Genomic DNA, 17,948 nt, shown 5'->3' on the forward strand with positions numbered 1-17,948 from the left:
AGCGCTAAAAGCCCGGATAGGGTGGCGACCATGGCGGATGCGATGGGGCGTGATCAGGAGGCGGTCGCGAAGTTCGTGGAGAGCTTCGCCGCGCAGCTCGTCGAGGCCGGGATGCAGCGCATGTCCGCACGGGTCTTCGCCGCGCTGCTGTCCTCCGACGAGGGAGTGATGACCTCGTCGGAACTGGGCGAGCAGCTGAAGATCAGCCCCGCCGCCGTCTCCGGCGCGGTGCGCTACCTGTCCCAGGTGCACATGGTCTCGCGCGAGCGGGAGCCCGGTTCACGGCGGGAGCGGTACCGGGTGCGCGGCGATCAGTGGTACGAGGCGCTCACCAACCGCGAGGCGATCATCAGACGGTGGGAGGACGCCCTGCGCGAAGGGGTCAGCAGCCTGGGTGCCGACACCCCGGCGGGGCGCCGCATGGCCGAGACGCTGGCCTTCTTCGAGTTCATCGAGGGTGAGGTCGCCGAGATGATGGAACGCTGGCGAACACACCGGCAGAAGCTCTTCGGCGACCAGGACCACTAGCGGCCCTTGCGGACGAGGTCGGTGACGTGTTCGCCCTCGCTGATCGTGAGGGGGCCGGTCGCCTGTTCGGGGGCGACGATTCCCAGGGCGGCCGCCAGGGTGCGGCCGTGCAGGTCGAGGGTGGCCTCGGTCAGGGTGGTGAGGTCGGCCACGGCGGCGCGGGCGCGGGCCCAGCCGGTCAGGCCGATGCCCGCGGCGACCAGCAGCGCGGGCCACCACACCACGGTGAGCAGGAGGTAGGGCACGGCCCAGGTCCCGGTGGCGACGGCGGCGGCGAACGCCGTGTGCGCGGCGGTGAGTTCGGCCCGCGCGGGGTCGGGGAGGACCAGCCAGAGCCGGGACCAGCCGTAGGCCAGGTCGAGCCCGTAGCGATGGTGCGCGATCGACTCCACGGCGTGGACCCGGTCGCCCATCCAGGTCGGTCTGCCCGGCTCGGCCATGGCCAGCCGGGTGATGCGGTGGGCCGCGGTGTCGATCCGCTCCTGCTGCTCGGGGGTGCGGGCGGCCGGGCTCGCGGCTTCGAGCGCCCGGCGCTCCTCGACGAGTTGGTGCCACCGCGCACGCCGGCGCACCGTACGCGCCGTCGCGACCCCGGTGAAGGGGCGGGGCCAGGGCCCCAGCCAGACGCGCCGGGTGACTCCGGCCAGGGTCTGCACGACGAAGCCCACACCGGCGGCGCCCGCCAGTACGGCCACGACGAGGAGCGCCTGCGCCCCGCTCGGCAGGCCGGCGATCGTGGTGGCGGTGCTGTCGGCCCGCCGGGTCAGCAGCGCGACGTTCCACGCGTCGGCGTGGCCGAGGATGACGGCCAGCCACACCGCGCCGAGGAAGAACGCACCGGGCAGCACGAGCAGGCTGATCCACCGGTCGGCCAGTGCCTTGGCCAACTGCTGGAAGAATCCGCCCACGCGCGTTACCCCCGTTCCATGAGCCGGTCCAGGACCGCGCAGCGGGGGATCGCACCCGCCGGTGGCGGTACCGCCGTCCGGTCGCAGGCGCCGTCCGGGCAGCGGAAGGTCTCCTGACGGGCGGTGCCCGGCCCGGATCCCGGCAGCGCCGTCGCGAGCGTGCGCAGGGTGGTCTCACGGTCGGTGTTCAGCAACTGGCCCAGCAGGGCGAGCACCGGACGCCGGGCCCGTGCCTCGGCCACGATCCGTTCCAGCAGTTCCTGACGTGTCGTGGAGTGCCGCCTGGTCTCGCCGATCAGCGCGCCGAATTCCTTGCACAGCGTGGTCAGGGCCGATCGTTCGGCGTCCAACGGGGCTCCCCTTTCCGTCAGTCGGCCGATAGTCTCACGGACGATGTCCTCCGACCACGGGCCCGATCCCGAGCTGCTGAACCAGCAGGCGGTCGACCTTCTGAACCGGGCCACCGCGTCCGGTGACACGAATCTGCTGGGCACCTGCGTCTCGCTGTTCCAGAACATCCTCGCGCTGACACCGCATCACCATCCGCACCGTGCCACCCGCCTGTACAACCTCGCCGAGAGCCACCGGGCCCGGTACGCGCTGACGGCAGACCAGGCGGACGGCGACCGGTCGATCGCCGTCGGGCGACAGGCCGTGGCCGCCCTCCACGACGGCGACCCGAACGCCGCGCTGATCCTGGGCAACCTCGCCGCCACCCATCTCCTGCGGTACCAGCGCGCCGGGCACCCGGACGACCTGGACGGGGTCATCGAGTGCGGGGAACGGGCGATCGTCGCGACCGGCGCCGACCCGAACATGGCGTTCCACCTGTCCACTCTCGCCACGGGCCGCCTGCTGCGGTTCGAGGGGACCGGGCACCTCGCGGACCTGGACCGCGCCATCGACTGCGGCGAGCGCGCCCTGGCCGTCGCCCCCGCCGGCTCCCCGCACCGGCCGGTCACCCTGACCAACCTCGGCACCGCCTACTGGGCACGTTTCGGACGGGCGGGCCGTCCGGCGGACCTGGACCGCGCCATCGGCATCGGGGAACAGGCCGTGGCCGACACCGGCAACCCGCACCGGGTGACCGCCCTGTCCAACCTCGCCGTCGCCTACCACGACCGCTTCGAGCGGACCGGGAACCTGGCGGACCTGGACCGGGCCATCGCCCACCACGAACACGCGGTGGCCGCCGCCCCGGCCGACGCTCCCGACGGTGTGGCCTACCTGTCCAACCTCGGCATGGCGTACCAGGCGCGGTTCGACCGGCTGGGGGAGACGGCCGACCTGGACCGGGCCATCGGCCACCTCGGCCGTGTCGTCGCCGAGGCGCCCCGGGGCCATCGCCGGTTCGCGACGTTCCTGTCCAACCTCGGCATCGCGTACCGGGCGCGGTTCGACCGGCTGGGGGAGGTTCCCGACCTGGACCGGGCCGTCACCCAGCACGAGCAGGCCGTGGCCGCCACACCCGCCGGCCACCCGGAACTCGCCCACCGCCTGTCCAACCTCGGCACCGCGTACGGCGCCCGGTTCGACCGCAAGGGGGACCCCGGCGACATGCACCGGGCCGTCGGGAGCCTGGAGGGCGCGGTCGCCGCCATCCCCGCCGACCACCCCGGCCGGGCGCTCCTCCTGTCCAACCTCGCGGCGGCCCTGCTGGGGCGGTTCGCGCGGCTGGGGGAGGTGGCCGACCTGGACCGGGCCGTCGCGTACCGCGAACAGGCCGTGGCCGCCACGCCGGCCGACCACCCCAACCTGGCCATGCACCTGTCCAACCTCAGCTTCGCCCACTGGTCCCGGCTCGGCCGCACCGGGGAGATGTCCGACCTGGACGCGGCCATCGACGCCGGGAGACGCTCGGTGGCCGCCACGCCGGACGACCACCCGGACCGCGCGATGCGCCTGAACAACCTCGCCAACGCCCTCCAGCAACGGTTCGCGCACAGCGGCAGCCGGCACGACCTGGACCGGGCCGTGGAGTATCACGAGCAGGCCGTGACCACCACGCCGAACGACCACCCGAACCGGGCCACCTGGCTGTCCAACCTCGGGACCGCCTACGGGGCGCGAGCCCGGCGCAGCGGCGGGGCCGACTTCGACAACGCCGTCGACCTCGCGCTGCTGGCGCTCGCGGCCACCCCCGCCGACCATCCCGACCGGCCGCTGCGCCTGTTCAACCTCGGACGGGCCCATGAGGCGCGGTACGAGCACGCGGGCGATCCGGCCGACCTGGACCGCGCCGTCGACCTGGCACAGGAGACGGCCGCGGCCGTCCCCGCCGACCATCCGGACCGCGCACGGCACCTGTTCAACCTCGGCAACGCCCACCGGCTGCGCTTCCGGCGGACCGGCGCCACCTCCGACCTCGACCGCGCCGTCGACGCCGCGGAACAGGCGGTCGCGGCCACCCCCGGTGACCATCCCCGCCGGGCCGGCCGCATCTACCTCCTCGGGATCTGTTACACGAGGCGGTGGGACACCGGGAGCGCCCTCGACCGGTCGCGGATCGCCCGGCTCGCGCAGGACGCGCTCGCGGCCACGACGTCGCCCCCGTTCGACCGGCTCCGCGCCTGCTGGGCGGTCGGCCGGCTCGCCTACGTACTGGACGAACCGCACATCGCCCGCTCGCTGTTCGATACGGCGGTGGAGCTGCTGCCGCTGGTCGCGGCACGGGAGACCTCGTCGGCGGACCACGAACACCGCCTCGGCGCGAACCGCGGGCTGGTCGGCGAGACGATCGCCGTGCACTGTGCCCTGGGCGATCCGGGCGGCGCGGTCCAGGCCGGTGAGCTGGGCCGGGCGGTCCTGCTGGCGTCGCGGCTGGCCCTGCGCACCCCCCTCGCCGACCTGGAGGCCGAGCATCCGGCTCTGGCCCGCCGGCTGAGCCGCGTCCGCGACGCCCTCAACGCGCCGGATCCCCCGGCCATGGCCGCGCCCGGCGGCCAGGTGCTCGACGTCGTCGACCGGCGCAGACGGCTGTGGGCCGAGCACGACGCCGTACTGGCGGAGATCCGCCGGCTGCCGGGCCTGGACCGGTTCCTGCTCCCGCCGACGTGGGAGGAACTGCGGCCGACCGCCACCGGCGGGGCGGTCGTGCTGCTCAACGCCGGTCTCCAGCGGTGCGACGCCGTCGTCGTCACCGCCGACGGGCCCCCGCTGCTGGTGCCGCTGCCCGGCCTGCGGCTCGCCGACGTCGAGGCGTGGGCCGCCGAGCTGACGGAAGCGACGCACGACGCCGGCTCGTTCACCGGCGAGCTGCGCCGACAACGGGTGCTGACGGAGGTGCTCGGCCGGCTGTGGGACACGACGGTCGAACCGGTCCTCGACGCGGTCGACCGTCGGCTCCGCCCGGACGACGGGGTCCTGCCCCGCGTGTGGTGGATGCCGACCGGCCTGCTCGGGCTGCTGCCCCTGCACGCGGCGGGACACGCCGGCCGGGCCGGGGCGCTCGACCGGGTGATCTCGTCGTACACGCCCACACTGCGCACCCTGGCCCGGGCCGGCGGACGCCCGGCCGCGACGGCCCTGCGCCGGCTCACCGTCGCCCTCGACCGCACCCCGGGCCTGGCGGACCTGCCGGCCACCGCCGCCGAGGCGGCGAGCCTGCACGCCGCCCATCCCGACATGCCGCTGCTCACCAACGAGCAGGCCACCGCCGCCCGGGTGACCGGCGCGCTCTCCACGGCGAGTTGGGCCCACTTCGCCTGCCACGCCGGCACCAACCCCGACACGCCGTCCGAGGGCGGGCTGCACCTCCACGACGGCGTGCTGTCCATCGCGGAGATCGGTCGCCACGACCTCCACGAGGCCGAACTGGCGTACCTGTCCGCGTGTTCCACGGGACACGTCGGCCGACGGCACGCGGACGAGTCCATCCACCTCGCCTCCGCGTTCCAACTGGCCGGATTCCGGCACGTCGTCGCGAGCCTGTGGCCCCTGGACGACAGCGTCGCGGCCGGCGCGGCCGACCACTTCTACCGGCTGATGCCGAACACGCCGTCGGCCGACGACGCGGCCATCGCGCTCCACCACGTCGTACGGCGTCTGCGCGCCGAGCACCCGGGCCGGCCCCATCTGTGGGCGTCGCTCATCCACAGCGGGCCGTAGCCCGGACCGGACCCCCGACGCCGCGGAGGTCCGTCGGAAGTCCCTACCGTTCCTTGGTCTCCTCCAGCACCGTCCGCCCGAGCAGCGCGTACCGGGACGGGTCGCGCCGCTTGAGGTACTGGGCGTAGCCGATGCCCGTCGCCGCGACCAGGGCGACCAGCCAGGGTGTCGCCTTCAGCACCAGGGAACCGGACTCCGGGCCGGCCGCCACACCCATGTTGGAGACCAGCAGCACCACCACCGCGAGCATCGCGACGCCGCCGACGAGCGGGGCCGTGAAGGTCCGGAACCAGTGGCGGCTCTCGGGGTGGTGGGAGCGGAAGTACGACAGGACCGCGAAGGAGCAGACGGCCTGTACGACGAGGATGGCCATGGTGCCGAGGATGGCGAGCAGGACGTAGGTGCCGGTGTAGGGGTCCTTGCCGGCGATCCAGAACGCGGCCAGCAGGACGGCGGTCACCACCGTCTGGACCAGGCCCGCGATGTGCGGGGAGCCGTGCCGCTCGTGGGTGCGGCCGACGGTGCGCTTCAGGGAGGGCAGGACACCCTCGCGGCCCAGCGCGTACATGTAGCGGGCGGCGCAGTTGTGGAAGGCCATGCCGCAGGCCAGCGAGCCGGTGATCATCAGCCACTGCATGACGACGACCGCCCAGTGGCCGACGTACTGCTCGGTGGGGTTGAAGAACATCGCGAGCGGGTTCGCGGAGGAGGCGGCCGCCACGGCCTCCTTCTCGCCGTTGCCCGTGATGGCCATCCAGGAGACGAAGACGTAGAAGACGCCGACGCCCAGGACGGAGACCATCGTCGCCTTGGGGATGATCTTCTTCGGGTCGCGGGACTCCTCGCCGTACATCGCGGTCGACTCGAAGCCGACCCACGACCAGAAGGCGAAGAAGAGGCCGAGGCCGGCGGAGGTGCCCTGGAAGGCGTTGACCGGGTTGACCGGGCCGAAGGTGAAGCCGTCGGGGCCGCCGCCGTGCAGGGCGACCGAGATCGCCATCGCCGCGAGGACCGTCACCTCGGTGGCCAGCAGGACGACGAGGAGCTTCTCGGCGACCGAGACGCCGAACCAGGTGCCCATCGCGTTGACGGCGAGCATCAGGATCGCGAAGGTCCACCACGGGATGTGCAGCCCCGTCTGGTCCTTGAGGGTGGTCGTCGCGAAGGTGGAGAAGATGCCGATCAGAGCCGGCTCGAAGACGACGTACGCGAAGGTCGCGAGCATCCCCGAGGCCAGGCCCACGGTCCGGCCCAGACCGTAGGAGATGAAGCCGTAGAAGGCGCCGGTGGAGGTGATGTGCTTCGCCATCGAGGTGAAGCCGACGGAAAAGATTGCCAGGACGACCATTGCGACGAGGTAGCTCGCCGGGGCGCCGATGCCGTTGCCCGACGACACCATGAAGGGCACGTTGCCGGTCATCGCGGTGATCGGGGCGGCGGTCGCGACGGCCATGAAGACCACCCCGAGCAGGCCCACGGCGTTGGGCTTGAGCCGGTGGACGGTGCCGTCCGCGTCTGTCCTCGCCGCCGGGGCGACTCCCTCGTCCACTGCCATCGGACCGGCTCCTCTCCTGGTGCTCCGTCGCCGCACACGGTGCTGCACGGCACCGGAACTCTGTCGGCCGAATGAGTCGAGCAAGAGTCTCGGCACGTTAAATATTTGTCAACCAGACCTTTAGAAATCTGGTGGCAACACACGGCTCGTACGGTCGCCGCCATGAGCTACACGTCCGTCCTCGGCGGCCACCGCCACCGCTTCGAGAACCTCGCCCGTCTGCTCGCCGCCGCGAGCCCCGAGCGCTCCGGCGACCGGCTGGCCGGGCTCGCGGCCCGCAGCGCCCAGGAACGGGTGGCGGCGCGCTGGGCGCTGGCGGAGGTGCCGCTCACGGCCTTCCTCACCGAGCCGTTGATCCCGTACGAGAGCGACGACGTCACCCGGCTCATCCTCGACGGCCACGACACCGCGGCCTTCGCTCCGGTCGCCGGGCTGACGGTCGGCGAGTTCCGGGAGTGGCTGCTGTCCGAGCGGGCCGACGCGGCGGCGCTGGCCGCGCTGGCGCCCGGACTCACGCCCGAGATGGTGGCGGCGGTCTCCAAGCTGATGGGCAACGCGGACCTGGTCGCCGTCGCCCGCAAGGTGCGCGTGGTGACCGCGTTCCGCTCGACCATCGGGCTGCCGGGGCGGCTCGCGACCCGGCTCCAGCCCAACCACCCCACCGACGACCCGGCGGGCGTGGCCGCGGCCCTCCTCGACGGGCTGCTGCTGGGCTCCGGCGACGCGGTGATCGGCATCAACCCCGCCACCGACAGCCCCCGGGCCGTACGGGACCTGCTGGAACTGCTCGACGGGGTGATCCGGCGGTACGCGATCCCCACCCAGTCCTGCGTGCTGTGCCACGTCACCACCAGCGTGGACCTGATGGAGCGCGGCGCCCCCGTCGACCTCGTCTTCCAGTCCGTCGCCGGGACCCAGGCGGCCAACGCCTCCTTCGGCGTCACGCTCGGGCTGCTGGACGAGGCGTACGAGGCGGCCCTCGCGCTGGACCGCGGCACCGTCGGCCGCAACGTCATGTACTTCGAGACCGGCCAGGGCAGCGCCCTCTCCGCCGACGCGCACCACGGCGTGGACCAGCAGACCGTGGAGGCACGGGCGTACGCGGTCGCCCGCCGCTACGACCCGCTGCTGGTGAACACGGTCGTCGGCTTCATCGGCCCGGAGTACCTCTACGACGGCCGGCAGATCCTCCGCGCCGCCCTGGAGGACCACTTCTGCGGCAAGCTGCTCGGCCTGCCGATGGGCCTGGACATCTGCTACACCAACCACGCGGACGCCGATGACGACGACGTGGCGACCATGCTCACGATGCTCGGCGTCGCCGGCGCCTCCTTCGTCATCTGCACGCCGGGCGGCGACGACATCATGCTCAACTACCAGTCGGCCTCGTACCACGACGCGCTGTATCTGCGGCAGGTCCTCGGACTGCGCCCGGCACCGGAGTTCGAGGCGTGGCTGGCCTCGATCGGGCTGCTGGACGAGGGCGGCGGGATCCGCGAGGTCCTGGGAGAGGCCCATCCCCTCACGGCGATCGGAAGGGACCTGGCCGCATGACGAACCTCCCCGTTCACGGCGGTGACCTGGCCCTGTGGTCGGCCCTGCGCCGGCACACCCAGGCCCGGATCGGCCTCGGCCGGGCGGGCGCCGCCCTGCCCACCCGGCACCGGCTGGAACTCCAGGCCGCGCACGCGGCGGCCCGCGACGCCGTGCACTCGCCGTTCGCCCCGGACACGGTCGCGGCCGCGCTCCCCGGCACGCCGACGGTACGGGTGCGCAGCGCCGCCCCCGACCGGCTCACCTACCTCCAGCGGCCCGACCTCGGCCGCCGCCTGCACCCCACCGACCGCGCGCATCTGCCGGCCGGGGAGTGGGACGTGGTGTTCGTGATCGCCGACGGTCTGTCCAGCCGGGCGGTGCACGAGCACGCGGCGGCCGTGGTGCACGCGACCGCGGCCCGCCTGGACGACACCTGGCGGCTCGCCCCCGTCGTCCTCGCCGAACAGGCCCGCGTGGCCCTCGGCGACGACATCGCCCACGCCATGGGCGCCGCGGCCGTCGTGGTCCTGGTCGGAGAACGCCCCGGCATGTCCGCGGCCGACTCCCTCGGCGCCTACCTCACCCACGCCCCCCAACCCGGCATCACGACCGACGCCCACCGCAACTGCCTGTCCAACATCCGCCCCCCACTCGGCCTGCCCTACGAAACAGCCGCGACCAAACTGACCGCCCTGCTGACCCGGGCCCGGGAACTGGGCCACAGCGGGGTCGACCTGAAGGACGAGACAGCCCTTACCGAGAGCGCGGCGGACCAGCTACCGCGGTAGGACATGTCACCGGCACCCCCGGTCCCCCTAGGGGCGCGGGGCTGTATCGATTTGCGGCTCCGCCGCGTGGGCGCGACCAGCCACAACGCGCCCGCAGACGACACACGACCCCGCCCCCTCACCCCACCGGCAACGTCAACCCCAGCGCCCCCTCCCACACCGTCCACGTCCGTCGCCGTACCGGGCCGGAGACCGCCGAGTCCGCCCGGTAGCGGAAGTCCGCGCCGGAGACGGTCACGCGGCGGCCCCGGGCCAGGAGGGGGGCGGCCTCGGCGCCCACCGACAGGGGGCGGACCTCCACCGCGGCCGAGCCGGAGCCGCCCGGGACCACGGAGACGGTCTCGACCGGCTGGTCCAGGTCGACGAGGGTGTCGCCGTCCACCTCGACGCGCAGCCGGGCGGGTCCGGGCGAGGGCGGGGCGGAGGTGATGCGGGAGGGGCGCGGGGGCACGAGGGTCCGTACGAGGGACTGGCACGTCCGCAGCCAGGGCCGCGCGCCCTCCGCCCCGGCCTCCGCCTCCGTGGGGTCCTCCGGGGGCGTGAGGGGCGGGATCCGCAGCGCGCCCAGCACCACCCCGTCGCTGTCGTCGACGAGCAGGTCGAGGCGCCGCTCGGCACCTTCCAGGACGGCCCGCGCGGCCGCCACGGCCCCTATGGGCACCCCGAGCGACCGGGCCAGCGACAGCGTGACGCCCACCGGGACCATCGACAGCGCACATCCGGCCAGTTCCCGTCGGCGGTGCAGCAGCGACACCGCGCGGAGCAGCGTGAGGTCGTCACCGATGACGACCGGCCGTCGCGAACCACGCCGGGCCAGGACCCGGGCGAACTCCTCCGGGCCCTCCGGCAGACACACCTTCGTACTCGCCGCACCCGCGCTGAGCACGTCTTTCGCGATGCGTACGGACTCCCCGTCCGTCCTGCGGGCGACCGGATCGATCACCACGAGCAACTGGTCGGCCGTCGGATAAGTCGCCACCTCGGTCCTGCCTCGCTTCCTCGGGTAGCATCTTTGTGCAAGAGCCCCTTGCGCTATTGCGCCAGGGGCTTCGTCTATTCCGGGGCATCCGGGTCCGACGGGTCGCGGCCGACGACGGCCGTCGGTGGCCGAAGAGGGTCGCCGGTGTACGAGGCACAGGGCCGTGTCGCGTACGCCTCTGACCTTGGACATGCCCCGCCCGGAAGGGGTGTACGCGCGTGCCCGCACTTGTGCTGCTCGGTGCTCAGTGGGGTGACGAAGGCAAGGGAAAGGCGACCGACCTGCTCGGTGGCTCGGTTGACTATGTGGTGCGCTACCAGGGCGGCAACAACGCCGGCCACACGGTGGTCGTGGGCGATCAGAAGTACGCCCTGCACCTTCTCCCTTCCGGAATCCTCTCGCCGGGGTGCACCCCGGTCATCGGTAACGGAGTCGTCGTCGACCCGTCGGTCCTGTTCTCCGAGCTGAACGGACTGAACGAACGCGGCGTCGACACGTCCAAGCTCCTCATCAGCGGAAACGCCCACATCATCACGCCGTACAACGTGACCGTGGACAAGGTGACGGAACGCTTCCTCGGAAAGCGGAAGATCGGCACGACCGGGCGCGGTATCGGCCCGACGTACGCCGACAAGATCAACCGCGTCGGTATCCGCGTCCAGGACCTCTACGACGAGTCGATCCTCACCCAGAAGGTGGAGGCGGCCCTCGACGTCAAGAACCAGATCCTCACCAAGCTCTACAACCGGCGCGCGATCGCCGTGGACCAGGTGGTCGAGGAGCTGCTGGCCTACGCCGACAAGCTCGCCCCGTACGTCGCCGACACGGTCCTGGTCCTCAACCAGGCCCTGGAGAACGACAAGGTCGTCCTGTTCGAGGGCGGCCAGGGCACGCTCCTGGACATCGACCACGGCACGTACCCCTTCGTCACCTCCTCCAACCCGACGGCGGGCGGTGCCTGCACCGGCGCCGGTGTCGGTCCGACGAAGATCAGCCGGGTCATCGGCATCCTGAAGGCGTACACCACCCGCGTCGGCTCGGGTCCCTTCCCGACCGAGCTCTTCGACGAGGACGGCGAGGCGCTGCGCCGCATCGGCGGCGAGCGGGGTGTCACCACCGGCCGTGACCGCCGCTGCGGCTGGTTCGACGCGGTCATCGCCCGCTACGCGACCCGCGTGAACGGCCTGACCGACTTCTTCCTCACCAAGCTCGACGTCCTCACCGGCTGGGAGCAGATCCCGGTCTGTGTGGCCTACGAGATCGACGGCAAGCGCGTCGAGGAACTCCCGTACTCCCAGTCGGACTTCCACCACGCCAAGCCGGTCTACGAGATGCTGCCCGGCTGGAGCGAGGACATCAGCAAGGCCAAGTCCTTCTCCGACCTCCCGAAGAACGCCCAGGACTACGTCAAGGCGCTGGAGGAGATGTCCGGCGCCCCGATCTCCGCGATCGGCGTCGGCCCGGGCCGCGACGAGACGATCGAGATCAACTCGTTCCTGTAGGACGGCGGCCCGGCTTCCGTCCACATGCGTGTGCCCCCGTCCGACACCGGACGGGGGCACACGCATGTGGTCAGCTCGTGGGTGCCTCGATCTTGTCTCAGGTACCCCTTCGGCCACGGCGCCATGACGATGCGCCCTTTCGTCCCAGGCCCGACAAGAAGCCACTCAGTGTATCCACTCTGCTACTTTCCGACGCCTCTCGGGTCATTTCCCTTTGTTGACCTGGACATGGCCTGCTCCTGGTTCCCGCCGGCCCCGCGCCCCGCCACCATCTACGCGTGTAGCCCCTCCCTCTCCCCAGGAGCCCACCCATGCCCGTCCCTCCCCTGAACCGTCGGCAGTTCGTGAAGAAGTCGGCCGTCACCGGGGCGGCCGTCGCCGCTGCGGGCGCCATGGCCACGACCCCCGCGCGGGCCGCCGCACGCAAGCCCGCGAAGGCCCCGAAGACCTGGTCGTTCTCCATCCTCGGCACCACCGACCTGCACAGCCACGTCTTCGACTGGGACTACTACACGGACGCGGCCTACAGCGACACCAAGGGCAACTCCGTCGGTGTCGCCCGGGTCGCCACCCTCGTGAAGCAACAGCGGGAGGCGAAGGGGGAGGGACGGGTCCTGCTCGTGGACGCGGGCGACATCATCCAGGGCACCTCCCTGGCGTACTACTTCGCCCGTGTCGACCCGATCGGCGACAAGGTGCAGCACCCCATGGCCGTCGCCATGAACCACATGCGCTACGACGCCGCCGCCCTCGGCAACCACGAGTTCAACTACGGCATCGACACCCTGCGCAAGTTCGAGAGCCAGTGCCGCTTCCCGCTGCTCGGCGCGAACGCGCTGGACGCGAAGACGCTCAAGCCGGCCTTCCGGCCGTACACGGTGAAGCGGATCTTCGTGCCGGGGGCGCCCGACATCAAGGTCGGCATCCTGGGCCTCACCAACCCCGGCATCGCCCTGTGGGACAAGGACAACGTCAGCGGGAGGATGGTCTTCCCGGGGCTGGTCGAGCAGGCGAAGAAGTACGTGCCGCGGCTGCGGGCGCTGGGCTGTGACGTGGTGTTCCTGACCGACCACTCCGGCCTCGACGGCTCCTCGTCCTACGGCGACGAACTGCCGTACGTCGAGAACGCCTCGAACCTCGTCGCCGAGCAGGTCCCCGGCATCGACGCGATCCTGGTCGGCCACACCCACGTCGAGGTGCCGTCGTACACCGTCACCAACAAGGAGACCGGCGAGGACGTCCTGCTCTCCGAGCCGTACTGCTGGGGCTACCGGCTGACCGTCTTCGACTTCGAGCTCGAACTGCACCACGGCCGGTGGCAGGTGACGGGCAAGAAGGCGCAGACCCTCAACCCCAGCACCGTCGAGGAGGACCCGGAGATCACCGGGCTCCTGCGGGCCGACCACGAGCTGGTGGTGAAGTACGTCAACACGCCCGTGGGCACCTGCACCGAGGACCTCTCGGGCGCCGAGGCGTGCTGGAAGGACGTCCCGATCATGGACTTCATCCACCAGGTCCAGATGGACTCGGTCAAGGCCGGACTGTCCACCTCCGACGCCGCCCTGCCGATGGTCTCCGTCGCCGCGCCCTTCTCCCGCACCGCCGACATCCCCGCGGGCTCCGTCACCATCCGGGACATCGCCGGGCTCTACATCTACGACAACACCCTCTACGGCAAGAAGCTCACGGGCGCCCAGCTCAGGGACTACCTGGAGTACGCGGCGAAGTACTACCACCAGGTGCCGGGCGGCACGAAGGTCGACACCGCCACCCTCACCAACGCCAACAGCTTCTGGGACTACATGTACGACACCGCCGCGGGCGTCTCGTACGACATCGACATCGCCCGGCCGGAGGGCTCGCGCATCCAGAACCTCACCCACGACGGCAAGCCAGTCGCCGACGACCAGGTCTTCGTCGTCGCCGTCAACAACTACCGCGCCAACGGCGGCTCCGGCTACCCGCACATCGCGGCCGCCGACATCGCGTACAGCTCCACCAACGAGATCCGCCAGCTGATGATCGACTACGTCACGGCCAAGGGTTCCCTGAACCCGGCCGACTTCGCGACCACGAACTGGAAACTGACTCAAGACGGCACGCCGGTGTTCTGAACGCCCGCCACCCTGACATCTGTCAGGTACCAGCACCCACCCTCTTGCTCTTCACTGAGGTGAGCACAAGCGAACCGCAACCTCACAGGGGCACAGAAATGATCCGTAGCAAGAAGATGCTCGCCACCGGTCTGGCGACCGCGGTCTCGGCGGTGGGCCTCGTCGGCGCCCTGGCCGCCCCGGCCTCGGCGGCGGGCTCGGTCGACTGCCGGGGCTGGGTCCACGCCGTCGACTCGGACATGGGCGTCGCCGGCTGCACCAACAACACCGACCGCAGCGTCCAGTTCCGCGTCGAGGTCGTCTGCGGCCTCGCCCCGGACGTGCACGGCGACTGGGTCACCCTGAACCCGGGCCAGTACAGCGAGTCCAGGGCCACCTGCGGCGCGTTGAGCTCGGGTGTCGGCGGCGTCGGCTGGTCCATCCAGTAGCAGCCGGTCGAACGGGGGAAGCGGCGGTCGTGCTCTCGACAGCACGGCCGCCGCTGTCCGGGTTTAGGCTGATTTCGTACGCATGCGTCGACAGCAGAAGAAGGTGAGTGCGATGCGCGTACTGCTCAAGGCGTCCATGGACACGGAGAAGGCGAACGAGGCCATCCGCAACGGCACGCTCCCGAAGCTGATCGAGGAGTCGCTGGAGCAGATCAAGCCCGAGGCGGCCTACTTCACCTCGGAGAACGGCCAGCGCACCGCCTACCTGGTCTTCGACATGCAGGACAGCTCCTCCATGCCGGCGATCAGCGAGCCGTTCTTCATGAACCTCGGCGCGAAGATCACCTATACGCCCGTGATGAACCGCGAGGACCTCCGTAAGGGCCTGTCCCAGCTGGGCCGCTGACCCGCCTCAGCTGAAGATGATCATCGATCCCTGCGCCAGACTCCGCGTCGCCGCCGCGTGCAGGCCCAGCCAGACGTGACGCTCGCGGGCGAAGGGGCTGGGGTCGTACGGTGCCGGTACGGCGGGCTCCTCCAACTCCGTGGGTGCCGGCGGCGGTTGGGGCGCGGCCGGGGGGTTGGCCGGGTCGATGCCGATCGACGGGGCCACGAACTCCAGTTCCCGCAGCAGTGACTGGGAGGAGCCGAGCGGGCCGCCGCCCGCCAGGAGTTCGTCGTTGGCGAGCGGATGCGGGAAGTCCACGGGGACGTACGCGCCCGCGTGGTCGTAGTGCCAGACCAGGTGCGACTGCTGGGCCGTCGTCTCGAACATCTCCAGCAACTGCTCGTAGTCGCCGCCCAGTTCGTCCACCGGGGTCACGGGCAGACCGCACACCTGCAACAGGTACGCGCGGCGCAGGAAGTGCAGCGCGTCGTAGTCGAAGCCCGCCACCGGGGCCACGTCGCCGGACAGGCCCGGCATGTACTGGTACACCGGCACCGGCGGCAGCCCGGCCTCGGCGAGCACCTTGTTGTATTGCGCGAGTTCCTCGGCGAACGGGTTGTCCGGCGTGTGGCACAACACGTCGACGAGCGGCACCAGCCACAGGTCACAGGCCAAAAGACAGCTCCTCGCTCACTCGCGGCGCACGACGGTGGTCGCACGGTCGTCAGGGCAGCGTAATCGGTACGGCACACCGTGTGCTCCCCTTGTGGGGCACCCGATCGGACCGCCCGTCCGCCCTGTGCAGATCCCTTACCCGGACCCGCCCCGCTCACCCGGCCGCGAGCCGTTCGATGAGCGTCAGGGCGTGGCTGTTGTAGCCGACGACGACCGCCCGCGCGGTGACGGTGTCCTGCTCGGAGAGCGCCTTCACCAGGTCGGAGTGCCCGCACCACAGCCGGCCGCGCAGATCGGTCACCCCGCGCAGGTGCTGCACCGTGCACACCCAGCTCTGCACCCGCAGCCGGTGCAGGAAGTCGGCGAGGTAGGGATTGCCGAAGAGTGCGTTCAACTCGCGCCAGAAGCGCAGGTCGTAGCCGATCAGGACGGTGAGGTCACCGGCGGCCGCGGCGCGCCGCGCCTCCTCGCCCCGCCGCCGTACCCCCGCCACGGCGGCCGCGGTACGGGGGTCGTCAAGATCCCGGTACCTCTGGTGGCCGTCGTCCAGCGCCTGGAACATCCCCTCGGTCACCAGGCTGCGCGCCTCGATCATGCCGCGGAAGTCCTCGACCGAGTACCGGTGCACGCTGAAGCCGCGGTGCTGGTCGGCGTCGAGGAGCCCCTGCGCCGAGAGGTCGACCAGTGCCTCGCGCACGGGGGTCGCGGAGACGCCGTACTGCTCGGCGATCTCCTTCACGGTGAACTCCTGCCCGGCCTGGAGCCGCCCGGCCAGCACCTCGTCGCGAAGCGCGTCGGCGATCTGCTGCCGCAGGGTGCTGCGGGTCACGGCGCCGTTGCCGCTACTGGCGGGCATCGTCGGGGCGTCTCCCTCGTCGCGATGGAGTGGCGTGCACGTATATGTCTACGGGCACGCCACCTTACGCGTTCGAGTCACCCCGGTACTTGGTGGTTATGTCCCGGCCGGGCCGGTGTCCGCCCGGCCGCCCGGTGGGTCGTCCGCCCCGCCGTCTACGCGGTGTACTCGTCCGCCACGGACAGTGCGGTGTCCAGGGCGGCCAGTCCCTCCTTCAGCTCCGCCTCGGTCGCGTTGCACGGCGGGACGACATGCGTCCGGTTCATGTTGATGAACGGCCACAGGCCCTGCTTCTTGGCGGCGGCCCCGAACGCCGCCATGGCCGCGTTCGCCTCTCCCGTCGCGTTGTAGGGCACCAGCGGCTCACGGGTCTCCTGGTTCCTCACCAGCTCCAGCGCCCAGAACATGCCGACACCGCGCACCTCGCCGACCGAGGGGTGCCGCTGGGCGAGCTCCCGCAGGGCGGGCCCGACGACGCTCTCGCCCAGGCGCTTGGCGTTGTCGACGATGCCCTCCTGCGCCATCACGTTGATCGTCGCCACGGCGGCGGCGCAGGCCAGCGGATGACCGGAGTACGTCAGCCCGCCCGGGTAGGGCCGCTTGGCGAAGGTCTCCGCGATCGCCCCGGAGATCGCGACACCGCCGAGCGGCACGTACCCCGAGTTCACGCCCTTGGCGAAGGTCATCAGGTCGGGCGTCACGTCGAACAGGTCCGCCGCGAACCACTCACCGGTCCGCCCGAACCCGGCCATCACCTCGTCCAGGACGAACACGATCCCGTACTTGTCGCAGATCTCCCGGACACCGGCGAGATAGCCGGGCGGCGGAACCATGATCCCGGCGGTGCCCGGGATGGTCTCCAGGATGATCGCGGCGATCGTGCCGGGCCCCTCGAAGGCGATGGTCGTCTCCAGGTGCTCCAGCGCCCGCGCGCATTCCTGCTCCTCGGTCTCGGCGTAGAACCTCGACCGGTACAGGAAGGGCGCCCAGAAGTGCACGACCCCGGCCGCGGCGCCGTCGGAGGCCCAGCGGCGCGGGTCGCCGGTGAGGTTGATCGCCTGCTGGGTGCCGCCGTGGTAGGAGCGGTACGCCGCCATGACCTTGGTGCGGCCCGTGTGCAGCCGGGCCATCCGCACCGCGTGCTCCACGGCGTCGGCACCGGCGTTGGTGAAGAAGATCTTGTCCAGGTCGCCGGGCGTCCGCTCGGCGATCAGCCGGGCCGCCTCCGAGCGCGCCTCGATCGCGAACGCGGGCGCGAAGGTCGTCATCGTCGCGGCCTGCTCCTGGATCGCGGCGACGACCTTCGGGTGCTGGTAGCCGATGTTGGTGTAGACGAGCCCGCTGGTGAAGTCGAGGTACCGCCTGCCGTCGAAGTCCCAGAAGTACGACCCCTCCGCGCCGGCGACGGCGAGCGGGTCGATGAGCTCCTGCGCGGACCAGGAGTGGAACACGTGCGCACGGTCCGCGGCCTTCACGGCGGCGCCGACCTCGGGATCTGGCTGAGGGGTCATGCTCCCGAGCGTAAATGTCCGCGATACGGAAGCGGAATCGGCGTCCTGTCTGTGGGACGGGGGGATCCGCGAC

At 71.5% G+C, this 17,948-nt stretch carries 15 protein-coding genes; 8 read left to right on the forward strand and 7 right to left on the reverse strand.

What is annotated here, in order from left to right; genetic code table 11:
- Positions 1-30 precede the first annotated feature (30 nt).
- On the forward strand, positions 31-528 hold the full coding sequence (locus SLINC_RS24590) for a GbsR/MarR family transcriptional regulator (protein WP_067437110.1): 498 nt from the start codon (positions 31-33) through the stop codon (positions 526-528).
- Here the strand turns inward: SLINC_RS24590 and SLINC_RS24595 are convergent.
- Positions 525-1,436: a hypothetical protein gene (locus tag SLINC_RS24595; RefSeq protein ID WP_067437114.1), complete on the reverse strand. Its 912-nt coding sequence runs from the start codon at positions 1,434-1,436 to the stop codon at positions 525-527. The genes SLINC_RS24590 and SLINC_RS24595 overlap by 4 nt on opposite strands.
- Before the next feature lie 5 nt (positions 1,437-1,441).
- Positions 1,442-1,786, reverse strand: coding sequence for a hypothetical protein (locus SLINC_RS24600; protein ID WP_107406663.1), 345 nt, complete (start codon positions 1,784-1,786; stop codon positions 1,442-1,444).
- A 43-nt stretch (positions 1,787-1,829) separates the two neighbouring features.
- Here SLINC_RS24600 and SLINC_RS24605 point away from each other — a divergent pair, with 43 nt between their 5' ends.
- On the forward strand, positions 1,830-5,543 hold the full coding sequence (locus SLINC_RS24605; protein WP_079164704.1) for a CHAT domain-containing protein: 3,714 nt from the start codon (positions 1,830-1,832) through the stop codon (positions 5,541-5,543).
- Positions 5,544-5,586: 43 nt separating this feature from the next.
- Here SLINC_RS24605 and SLINC_RS24610 read toward each other — a convergent pair whose 3' ends face one another.
- Entirely contained in the window at positions 5,587-7,098 is a 1,512-nt protein-coding gene (locus SLINC_RS24610) for an APC family permease (protein ID WP_067437119.1), read from the reverse strand.
- Positions 7,099-7,260: 162 nt separating this feature from the next.
- Here SLINC_RS24610 and SLINC_RS24615 point away from each other — a divergent pair, with 162 nt between their 5' ends.
- Positions 7,261-8,652: an ethanolamine ammonia-lyase subunit EutB gene (locus SLINC_RS24615; protein ID WP_067437120.1), complete on the forward strand. Its 1,392-nt coding sequence runs from the start codon at positions 7,261-7,263 to the stop codon at positions 8,650-8,652.
- Positions 8,649-9,422: an ethanolamine ammonia-lyase subunit EutC gene (eutC, locus tag SLINC_RS24620; RefSeq protein ID WP_067437122.1), complete on the forward strand. Its 774-nt coding sequence runs from the start codon at positions 8,649-8,651 to the stop codon at positions 9,420-9,422. The genes SLINC_RS24615 and eutC overlap by 4 nt, the downstream gene beginning before the upstream one ends.
- A 118-nt stretch (positions 9,423-9,540) precedes the next feature.
- Here the strand turns inward: eutC and SLINC_RS24625 are convergent, their stop codons facing one another.
- The gene (locus SLINC_RS24625; protein WP_225988377.1) at positions 9,541-10,401 is read right to left on the reverse strand and encodes a diacylglycerol kinase family protein; all 861 of its coding nucleotides are present in this window, start codon (positions 10,399-10,401) and stop codon (positions 9,541-9,543) included.
- 218 nt (positions 10,402-10,619) lie between these two features.
- Between SLINC_RS24625 and SLINC_RS24630 the strand changes: the two genes are divergently transcribed.
- The 4 genes from SLINC_RS24630 (at position 10,620) to SLINC_RS24645 (ending at position 14,851) form a co-directional block, all read left to right on the forward strand.
- The gene (locus tag SLINC_RS24630) at positions 10,620-11,903 is read left to right on the forward strand and encodes an adenylosuccinate synthase (protein WP_067437125.1); all 1,284 of its coding nucleotides are present in this window, start codon (positions 10,620-10,622) and stop codon (positions 11,901-11,903) included.
- 311 nt (positions 11,904-12,214) lie between these two features.
- Entirely contained in the window at positions 12,215-14,017 is a 1,803-nt protein-coding gene (locus tag SLINC_RS24635) for a bifunctional metallophosphatase/5'-nucleotidase (RefSeq protein ID WP_067437129.1), read from the forward strand.
- 98 nt (positions 14,018-14,115) lie between these two features.
- Positions 14,116-14,445: a hypothetical protein gene (locus SLINC_RS24640; protein ID WP_067437132.1), complete on the forward strand. Its 330-nt coding sequence runs from the start codon at positions 14,116-14,118 to the stop codon at positions 14,443-14,445.
- 112 nt (positions 14,446-14,557) lie between these two features.
- Entirely contained in the window at positions 14,558-14,851 is a 294-nt protein-coding gene (locus SLINC_RS24645; protein WP_067437135.1) for a hypothetical protein, read from the forward strand.
- A gap of 6 nt (positions 14,852-14,857) precedes the next feature.
- On the opposite strand, the gene SLINC_RS24650 is transcribed toward SLINC_RS24645, so the two are convergent.
- The 3 genes from SLINC_RS24650 to SLINC_RS24660 all read right to left on the reverse strand — a co-directional run bounded on the left by SLINC_RS24650 (position 14,858) and on the right by SLINC_RS24660 (position 17,875).
- Positions 14,858-15,508, reverse strand: coding sequence for a phospholipase D-like domain-containing protein (locus SLINC_RS24650; protein ID WP_067437137.1), 651 nt, complete (start codon positions 15,506-15,508; stop codon positions 14,858-14,860).
- A gap of 154 nt (positions 15,509-15,662) precedes the next feature.
- Positions 15,663-16,364: a GntR family transcriptional regulator gene (locus SLINC_RS24655; RefSeq protein WP_067437139.1), complete on the reverse strand. Its 702-nt coding sequence runs from the start codon at positions 16,362-16,364 to the stop codon at positions 15,663-15,665.
- A gap of 155 nt (positions 16,365-16,519) precedes the next feature.
- Positions 16,520-17,875: an aspartate aminotransferase family protein gene (locus SLINC_RS24660; RefSeq protein ID WP_067437141.1), complete on the reverse strand. Its 1,356-nt coding sequence runs from the start codon at positions 17,873-17,875 to the stop codon at positions 16,520-16,522.
- Positions 17,876-17,948: the final 73 nt, after the last annotated feature.

This window comes from Streptomyces lincolnensis, from assembly GCF_001685355.1.
In the GTDB taxonomy this organism is placed as follows: Bacteria; Actinomycetota; Actinomycetes; order Streptomycetales; family Streptomycetaceae; genus Streptomyces; species Streptomyces lincolnensis.

Excerpts from the sequence above, each read along its gene's own strand:
- SLINC_RS24590 (WP_067437110.1), top strand. The coding sequence starts at position 31 with ATGGCGGATGCGATGGGGCGTGATCAGGAGGCGGTCGCGAAGTTCGTG.
- SLINC_RS24605 (WP_079164704.1), top strand. The coding sequence starts at position 1,830 with ATGTCCTCCGACCACGGGCCCGATCCCGAGCTGCTGAACCAGCAGGCG.
- SLINC_RS24610 (WP_067437119.1), bottom strand. The coding sequence starts at position 7,098 with ATGGCAGTGGACGAGGGAGTCGCCCCGGCGGCGAGGACAGACGCGGAC.
- SLINC_RS24615 (WP_067437120.1), top strand. The coding sequence starts at position 7,261 with ATGAGCTACACGTCCGTCCTCGGCGGCCACCGCCACCGCTTCGAGAAC.
- eutC (WP_067437122.1), top strand. The coding sequence starts at position 8,649 with ATGACGAACCTCCCCGTTCACGGCGGTGACCTGGCCCTGTGGTCGGCC.
- SLINC_RS24635 (WP_067437129.1), top strand. The coding sequence starts at position 12,215 with ATGCCCGTCCCTCCCCTGAACCGTCGGCAGTTCGTGAAGAAGTCGGCC.
- SLINC_RS24640 (WP_067437132.1), top strand. The coding sequence starts at position 14,116 with ATGATCCGTAGCAAGAAGATGCTCGCCACCGGTCTGGCGACCGCGGTC.
- SLINC_RS24645 (WP_067437135.1), top strand. The coding sequence starts at position 14,558 with ATGCGCGTACTGCTCAAGGCGTCCATGGACACGGAGAAGGCGAACGAG.
- SLINC_RS24655 (WP_067437139.1), bottom strand. The coding sequence starts at position 16,364 with ATGCCCGCCAGTAGCGGCAACGGCGCCGTGACCCGCAGCACCCTGCGG.
- SLINC_RS24660 (WP_067437141.1), bottom strand. The coding sequence starts at position 17,875 with ATGACCCCTCAGCCAGATCCCGAGGTCGGCGCCGCCGTGAAGGCCGCG.